This window comes from Kitasatospora sp. NPDC056327 (assembly GCF_042261735.1).
In the GTDB taxonomy this organism is placed as follows: domain Bacteria; phylum Actinomycetota; class Actinomycetes; order Streptomycetales; family Streptomycetaceae; genus Kitasatospora.
In genome coordinates this window covers 10,919-19,174 of sequence record NZ_JBHJRC010000150.1, presented here as the reverse complement: position 1 = coordinate 19,174, position 8,256 = coordinate 10,919, and the positions used below count along the sequence as shown (strand labels likewise).

Genomic DNA, 8,256 nt, shown 5'->3' with positions numbered 1-8,256 from the left:
CCGCGTCTGTTGTTTTTACGAGCCTGGTCCGTATTGGGGTTGCCCGGGGGCCCCCCCCCCGTCGGCCACGCGCGTCCTCCCCGGGGAGGACGCGCTTCTGCTTTGTCCACCCGCCGACCTGCGGGAATTCCGGAGAACCGCCCGCAATGCTTGCCGAAATAGATCATTACGCTTCGTAAATATTCGAATACCGGTGCAGCGGGTCCGTTATCCGGAAAGCGGACCCGCTGATTCCGCGCGCGATATGGCGGAATTTGCCGAGTATTGTCACGGGTTGGTCCTGGCATGTAATTGAAAAGAGATGTGACGGCGATTCCACCGAAGGGGTCGGTTGATCGATAGTTGCTCTGCGCGTATCAGTGGTCACCTCGCCACCTGTGCGGATCGGCCCTGAGATGTCGACCCCCGTCGTACCCGGCACACCGAGTGGCGGGGCGCCCTCCGTTCGTAAGCCCCCAGATCGAGGAGCAGTTGAATGAGGCTCACCAAGACGATGCGTTGGACCGCGCTGGCGGCGTGCACCGCGCTCGCGGTCTCCGCCTGCAGCACCGGCAGCAGCGGCAAGAAGTCCTCGGACGGGGCGAACGGCTCGGGCAAGAAGGGCGGCGCGATCGCCATCCAGTCGGGTGAGCCCCAGCACGGCCTGGTCCCCCAGAACACCGCGGAGTCCGAGGGCGCCCAGGTGCTCGCGCAGCTCTTCACCGGCCTGGTCGAGTACGACCGGCAGACCAACGAGCCGAAGCTGCGCCTCGCGGAGTCGATCGACACCCCCGACAGCACGGTCTGGACGGTCAAGCTGAAGGACGGCTTCACCTTCCACAACGGTGAGAAGGTCACCGCCCAGTCCTTCGTCGACGCCTGGAACTGGGGCGCCAACCAGGACAACGCGGCCGAGGGCCTGCCGTTCTTCGCCAAGATCGAGGGCTCCGAGGAGCTGTCCCCCGGCAAGGACAAGAAGCCGGCCACCGACAAGCTCAAGGGCCTCAAGGTCGTCGACGAGAAGACCTTCACGGTGACCCTCAGCGCGCCGTTCTCGCAGTTCAAGACCATGCTGGGCTACACCGCGTTCTACCCGCTCCCGAAGGCCTTCTTCCAGGACAAGAAGGCGTTCGAGGAGTCCCCCATCGGCAACGGCCCGTTCCAGATGGACGGCAAGTGGGAGCACAACCAGCAGATCAAGATCAAGCGCTACGAGAACTTCCCGGAGTCGGCCGGAAAGGCCAAGCTGGATTCGGTCACGTTCAAGATTTACGACAAGCTGGAAACGGCCTACAACGACCTCCGGGCCAACAACATCCAGATCACCAACAAGCTCCCGATCTCGGCCATGGGCACGGTCAAGAACGAGTTCGGTGACCGCTACATCTACAAGCCGGAGTCCGGCGTCGGCTACATCGGCTTCCCGATCGCCACCAACCCGGCGGCCTACGGCAAGCCGGAGATCCGCAAGGCGATCTCGATGGCGATCGACCGCGAGGCGATCACCAAGACGATCTTCTCGGGCACCCGCATCCCCGCCGACGACTTCATCAACCCGATCATCCCGGGCTACCGCAAGGGCGCCATGGGCGACGCGGCGAAGTACGACCCGGCCAAGGCCAAGCAGACGTTCGACGCCGCCGGCGGCGTCCCGAACAACACCATCGAGCTGGGCTACAACGCCGACGGCGGCCACAAGGAGTGGATCGAGGCGGTCGGCAACCAGCTGAAGAAGAACCTGGGCGTCGAGGTCACCTTCAAGCCGTTCGAGAAGTTCGGCAAGATCCTGGACGCGCTGGGCGACAAGCAGTTCTCCGGCGCCTTCCGGATGGCCTGGCAGATGGACTACCCGTCGATCGAGAACTACCTGCGTCCGATCTTCTCGAAGGTCGCGATCGAGAACGGCTCGAACTACGGCGGCTACGTCAACGAGCAGTTCGAGTCGCTGCTGGCCCAGGCCGACCAGGCGAAGACCCTGGAGGAGGGCCAGAAGCTGTACCAGCAGGCCGACGACATCCTGATCAAGGACCTGCCGTACATCCCGGTCTACACGTACCAGACCTCCGCCGCCTACACCAAGACCGTCAAGAACGTGGTCGTGGACGCTCAGAACCGCATCGACCTGGCCAACGTCGAGCTGGCCTGACCGTCCCCCAGTCCGACCGGTACGCCGTGACGGGCGGCGCGGGCAACCCCCGCGCCGCCCGGCTCCGGCGTGCCCCGACCACGAGGAGACCGCATGGGCCGCTATGTGGTCCGCCGGATCATCCAGGCCATACCTGTGATCCTCGGCGCGACGTTCCTGATCTACGCACTGGTCTTCCTGCTGCCTGGCGACCCCATCACGGCACTGGCCGGTGAGAAGCGGCAGGACCCCGCCGTCGTCTCGGTGCTCCGGGACCGCTACCACCTCGACGACCCGTTCTTCATCCAGTACTGGGACTACCTCACCGGCCTCTTCCAGGGCGACTTCGGCGAGGACTACCGGGGCAACCAGGTCGTCGACGTCATGCAGCGGGCGTTCCCGTACACCATCAACCTGGCGCTCACCGCACTCGCCATCGAGATCGCCGTGGGCGTCACCGCCGGTGTGGTCGCCGCCCTGCGCCGCGGCAAGTTCATCGACAACGTGGTGCTGATCTCCACCCTGATGGTCATCTCGATCCCGGTCTTCGTGATCGGCTTCGTGCTCCAGTTGCTCATCGGGGTGAAACTCAACACCGACTACGGCATCGACTTCTTCCCGGTCTCCTTCAACGAGGAGGCCGGTTTCCGTTCGTACCTGCTGCCGGCCTACGTCCTCGCCTCGACCTCGCTGGCGTACGTCGCCCGGCTCACCAGGACCAGCCTGATCGAGGTCATGCGGGCCGACTACGTGCGGACGGCGGTGGCCAAGGGCCTGAGCCCGCTGCGGGTGGTGGTCCGGCACGGGCTGCGCAACGCGCTGATCCCGATCGTCACCTTCCTGGGCATGGACCTCGGCGGCCTCATGGGCGGTGCGGTCATCACCGAGGGCATCTTCAACATCCCCGGTGTCGGACACCAGCTCTTCCAGTCCGTCTACCTGCGGGAACGCACCATCGTCGTGGGCATCGTGAGCGCCCTGGTGATGGTCTACCTGTTCGCCAACCTGGTCGTCGACCTGCTGTACGCCGTCCTGGACCCGAGGATCCGCTATGAGTGAGCCGACGAAGAGCGAGAACGCGAACGTGGCGATCCCCGGGCAGGCCGGCTCCGGGCGGGCCGGCTCCGGTCCGGCCGCCGGAAAGGGCACCGGCCCGGGCAAGGGCGGGGACGGCAAGGGCGGCGAACGGGTCGCCAGCCTCTGGAGCGACGCCTGGGCCGACCTGCGCCGCAACCCGCTGTTCCTGATCGGCGCGTTCCTGGCGCTGTTCATGGTGCTGCTCTCCGTCGTCCCCGGGCTGTTCACCGAGTCGGACCCCCGGGCCGGCGGCTTCTGCAACCTGGCCGACTCACTGCAGCGGCCGAGCGCCGAGCACTGGTTCGGCTTCGACGTCCAGGGCTGCGACATCTACACCCGCACCATCTGGGGCGCCCGCAACTCGATCATCGTCGGTCTGGTGACCACCACGCTGGTGGTCCTGGTCGGCGGCACCCTGGGTCTGTGGGCCGGCTGGATCGGCGGCGTCGGCGACAGCGTGCTCTCCCGGGTCACCGAGATCTTCTTCGCCATCCCGCTGCTGCTCGGCGGCATGCTGATCATGTCCACCTGGGGCGAGGGCAACGCCTGGACGGTCTCCGCGGTGATGGCCGTGCTCGGCTGGCCGCAGATCTACCGGCTGATGCGCTCGGCGGTGCTGGCCAACAAGCACAACGACTACGTGGTCGCGGCCAAGGCGCTCGGCGCCGGGACGGGACGGATCGTCACCCGGCACATCCTGCCGAACGCCGTCGCCCCGGTGATCGTCGTCTCGACCATCAACCTGGGTGTCTACATCGGTGCCGAGGCCGCGCTGTCCTACCTGGGCATCGGCATCCAGTCCCCGGCGATCTCCTGGGGTCTGATGATCAGCGACGCCCAGTCCCGCTTCCTGGACGCCCCGCACGTCCTGCTCTTCCCGGCCGCCGTGCTGAGCGTCACGGTGCTGGCCTTCATCATGCTCGGCGACGCGGTGCGCGACGCCCTCGACCCGAAGCTGCGCTGAGGAGGGCCGCGGACATGACTGACATGACCAAACCGGCGAAGGACGGCGCGGGAGCGGGCCGGGACAGGGTGGAGGTGATCGGCCCCCGCCGGGAGAACCTGGTGCCCGGCACCCCGCTGCTGGAGGTCGACGACCTGCACATCGAGTTCCACACCCGGGACGGCGTCGCCAAGGCCGTGAACGGCGTGAGCTACTCGGTGTCGGCGGGGGAGACGCTGGCGGTGCTCGGCGAGTCCGGCTCGGGCAAGTCGGTGACCGCGCAGGCGATCATGGGCATCCTGGACATGCCGCCGGGCCGGATCACCTCCGGCTCGATCCGCTTCCGGGGCGAGGACCTGCTCACCATGACGCCCAAGGCGCGGCGGGCGGTGCGCGGCCGGAAGATCGCGATGATCTTCCAGGACGCGCTCTCCTCGCTGAACCCGGTGCTCAGCGTCGGCTACCAGCTCGGCGAGATGTTCCGGGTGCACCAGGGCGCCGGCCGCAAGGAGGCCCGGGAGAAGGCCGTCGAGCTGATGGACCGGGTGCGCATCCCGGCCGCCAGGGAGCGGGTGGGCGACTACCCGCACCAGTTCTCCGGCGGCATGCGCCAGCGCATCATGATCGCCATGGCGCTGGCGCTCCAGCCCGATCTGATCATCGCGGACGAGCCGACCACCGCCCTGGACGTCACCGTCCAGGCCCAGGTGATGGACCTGCTCGCGGAGCTGCAGGCCGAGTTCAACATGGGCCTGATCCTGATCACCCACGACCTGGGCGTGGTCGCGGACGTCGCGGACAAGATCGCGGTGATGTACGCGGGCCGGATCGTCGAGACCGCTCCGGTGCACGAGCTGTACGCCCGCCCGGCGCACCCGTACACCAAGGGCCTGCTCCACTCGATCCCGCGGCTGGACCAGAAGGGCCAGAACCTCTACGCGATCCAGGGTCTGCCGCCGAGCCTGCTGCGGATCCCGTCCGGCTGCGCGTTCAACCCGCGCTGTGACCGGGCACAGGAGGTCTGCCGCACCGAACTCCCGCGCCTGGCACCGGTGCTGGACGCCGAGGGGGCCGATCTTCCGGGCCGCCGCAGCGCCTGCCACTTCTGGAAGGAGACCCTCCATGGCTGAGCCCATCCTGGAGGTCAAGGACCTGGTCAAGCACTACCCGCTGACCCAGGGGATCGTCCTCAAGAAGCAGATCGGCGCGGTCCGCGCGGTGGACGGCGTCTCGTTCCGGCTGGCGAAGGGGGAGACGCTGGGCATCGTCGGCGAGTCGGGCTGTGGCAAGTCCACGCTGGCCAAGGTGCTGATGAACCTGGAGCGGGCCACCTCGGGCGAGGTGCTGTTCAAGGGCGAGGACATCTCCAAGCTGTCCGGCGCGGCCCTCAAGGCCGTGCGCAGGAACATCCAGATGGTGTTCCAGGACCCGTACACCTCGCTGAACCCGCGGATGACGGTCGGGGACATCATCGGCGAGCCCTTCGAGATCCACCCCGAGGTGGCGCCGAAGGGCGACCGCCGGAAGGCGGTCCAGGACCTGCTGGACGTGGTGGGTCTGAACCCGGAGTACATCAACCGGTACCCGCACCAGTTCTCGGGCGGTCAGCGCCAGCGCATCGGCATCGCCCGCGGTCTGGCGCTCAAGCCGGAGATCATCATCTGCGACGAGCCGGTCTCCGCGCTCGACGTGTCGGTGCAGGCCCAGGTGATCAACCTGCTGGAGCAGCTCCAGAACGAGTTCGAGCTCTCCTACATGTTCATCGCGCACGACCTCTCGATCGTCCGGCACATCTCCGACCGGGTCGGCGTGATGTACCTCGGCAAGCTGGTCGAGATCGGGACGGAGGAGGAGATCTACTCCCACCCGACCCATCCCTACACCCAGGCGCTGCTCTCGGCCGTCCCGGTGCCCGACCCGACCGGCCGCGAGAACCGTGAGCGGATCCTGCTCACCGGTGACATCCCGTCGCCGGCCAACCCGCCGTCCGGCTGCCGCTTCCGCACCCGCTGCTGGAAGGCCGAGGAGCGCTGCTCGACCGAGGTCCCGCTGCTCGCCGTCCCCGAGGCGCTGAGCGGCGCGGCGGCCCACCGGTCCGCCTGCCACTTCGCGGAGGTGCGGGACGTGATCGGCGCGGGCTGACCGCCCCCCGGCACCCGCGGGGCCCCGGAGTCCACTCGGCTCCGGGGCCCCGCGCGTGCGGCGGAGAAACGTCACTTCTGGGTGCTGTTCAGGAAACCCACGTTCTCCCAGACGATGTCGGACAGGCCCTGGGCGCCGATGTTGGCGAGGTCGGCGCGGGCGCCGAACAGCTGCGGGCGCTGGTAGAGCGGCAGGACCCCGGCGACCTTCCACAGCTCGCCGTCGGCCTGGTTGATGGCCTCGAAGACACTGGCCGCGTCGGTCGCGGCGGCCGCCCGGTCGAGCGCGGCGTCGGCGGCCGCGCTGCCGGCCTGGGAGTGGTTGGTGCCGCCGTTCTGCACGAAGTTGGCCCGGTTGCCGCTGGCCGGGAACGGCGTGCCGAGCAGCGAGTAGGCGGCGATGTCGAAGTCCCGCCGGTTGACGTACTTGTCGAAGAACTCGTTGGGGCTGGCGATGACCGTGGTGACCTTGACCCCGACGTCCTTGAGCATGCCGGTGGTGACGGTGGCCTCGTTCTGCGCCTGGGTGACACCGGCCGGGATGACCATCCGCAGGTTGAGTTCCTTGCCGTCCTTGCGGCGGACGTCCCCGTCGAGCTTCCAGCCCGCCGCGTCGAGCTTGCGGGCGGCCTCGGCCGGGTCGTAGCGGCTGAGGCCGAGGGAGTTGTCCCGGTAGGCGTTCTGGTTGGCCACCAGCAGGTGGTTGTTGAGGACGACGGTGGGCCAGTCCAGCCCGGCGAGGTCGGAGCGGGTGATGGTGTCCCGGTTGATCGCCTGGAAGAGCGCCTGGCGGACGGTCGGGTCGGTGAGCGCGGGGCTGCGGCCGTTCAGCGTGAACTGGCGGAAGTCGGGCCCGCCGGCCTTGCGGACGGCGGCGCCCGGGGTGCTGCGGATCAGCTGGTAGCCGGCCACGTCCGGGCCGTTGTTGAACAGGTCGAGCTCGCCCTTGTTGAAGGCCGCCGCCATCACGTTGGGCACCATGGCGCGGAAGACGATCCGGTCCAGCAGCGGCCGGTCGCCCCACCAGGCGGGGTCGGCGACCAGGGTGACGGTCTGCGCGGCCCTGTCCAGCTTCTCCACCTTGAACGGGCCCGCGGTGACCGGGATCGCCTCCGCGTAGGAGGTGTTGAACAGCTCGGGGGTGGCGATCCGGCTCGCCGGCAGCAGCGGCCCGTTGGAGGCGCTGTTGAACATCGACTGCCACTCGGAGTACGGCCGCTCGAAGGTCATCACGGCCTGGTAGTCGTCCTTGCCGCGCTCGACCGAGGAGACCAGCTCGAAGCCGGTGCTGCTGGTCACCCGGTAGGCCGGGTCCTTGCCGTTCAGCGCACGCCAGTTGGCCTCGATGTCGCGCCAGGTGATCGGGGTGCCGTCGGACCAGCGCGCCCTGGGGTTGAGCGTCCAGACCACGACCTGCCGGCCGTCCCGCTGCTCTGCGTGCACCTCCTGGAGGTAGGCCGGATTGGGCGTCTGGGTGCCGGCCGCGTCGGAGCGGAAGAAGGTCGGCAGCAGAGGCTTGCTGACGGCGATGGTGGAGGACTCGGAACCGTCGGCCTGGAGCGGGGACCACTGACTGGAGTACTGGGCGATCGAGACCCGCAGGGTGCCGCCCTGGCGCAGTTCGCCGCGCTCGTGCGGGTTGATGTCGACGGTGGTGAGCTTGGGGGTCTCGGCCGAGCTCGGCAGGGCACGGGCCCCGCCGTCGGAGCCGCCGGGTGCGCAGGAACACAGCGTCAGCGAGAGCGAGAGCGCGGTGAGGCCGGCGAGCAGGGCCGTGCGGCGGTACAGGGGGCGGCCCATGGTGGTTCTCCCGGGACGGATGCGACGGACGATAGGCGTCACATCTTGCTGACCTGGGAGGGGAGTTGTCGAGGGGCGGGGCCCGGGCCCGGGCCCCCCCCCCCAAAAAGGTAGGTCAGAACCCGTCCCCGGAAGTTGGGGGCATGTGAGCGGGGGTGTGGAGGTGCGCGGGGTTATGGTGCGCGACGAAC

General features: G+C 68.4%; 6 protein-coding genes. 5 read left to right on the top strand and 1 reads right to left on the bottom strand.

Translation table 11 applies throughout. The features are described from left to right. Window positions 1-475 precede the first annotated feature (475 nt). The 5 genes from ACFCX4_RS21605 (at window position 476) to ACFCX4_RS21585 (ending at window position 6,266) form a co-directional block, all read left to right on the top strand. Entirely contained in the window at window positions 476-2,125 is a 1,650-nt protein-coding gene (locus tag ACFCX4_RS21605) for an ABC transporter substrate-binding protein (RefSeq protein WP_376144790.1), read from the top strand. A 93-nt stretch (window positions 2,126-2,218) separates the two neighbouring features. After that, window positions 2,219-3,163 (top strand): ABC transporter permease, encoded by a 945-nt coding sequence (locus ACFCX4_RS21600; protein ID WP_376144788.1) that lies wholly within the window; start codon window positions 2,219-2,221, stop codon window positions 3,161-3,163. After that, complete coding sequence (locus ACFCX4_RS21595) at window positions 3,156-4,145, top strand: ABC transporter permease (RefSeq protein ID WP_376144786.1); 990 nt, start codon at window positions 3,156-3,158, stop codon at window positions 4,143-4,145. Before ACFCX4_RS21600 ends, ACFCX4_RS21595 begins: the two co-directional genes overlap by 8 nt. A 14-nt stretch (window positions 4,146-4,159) precedes the next feature. Further along, window positions 4,160-5,254, top strand: coding sequence for an ABC transporter ATP-binding protein (locus tag ACFCX4_RS21590; protein ID WP_376144784.1), 1,095 nt, complete (start codon window positions 4,160-4,162; stop codon window positions 5,252-5,254). Then, complete coding sequence (locus ACFCX4_RS21585) at window positions 5,247-6,266, top strand: ABC transporter ATP-binding protein (RefSeq protein ID WP_376144782.1); 1,020 nt, start codon at window positions 5,247-5,249, stop codon at window positions 6,264-6,266. Before ACFCX4_RS21590 ends, ACFCX4_RS21585 begins: the two co-directional genes overlap by 8 nt. 71 nt (window positions 6,267-6,337) lie before the next feature. On the opposite strand, the gene ACFCX4_RS21580 is transcribed toward ACFCX4_RS21585, so the two are convergent. After that, window positions 6,338-8,065, bottom strand: coding sequence for an ABC transporter family substrate-binding protein (locus tag ACFCX4_RS21580; protein WP_376144780.1), 1,728 nt, complete (start codon window positions 8,063-8,065; stop codon window positions 6,338-6,340). Window positions 8,066-8,256 lie beyond the last annotated feature (191 nt).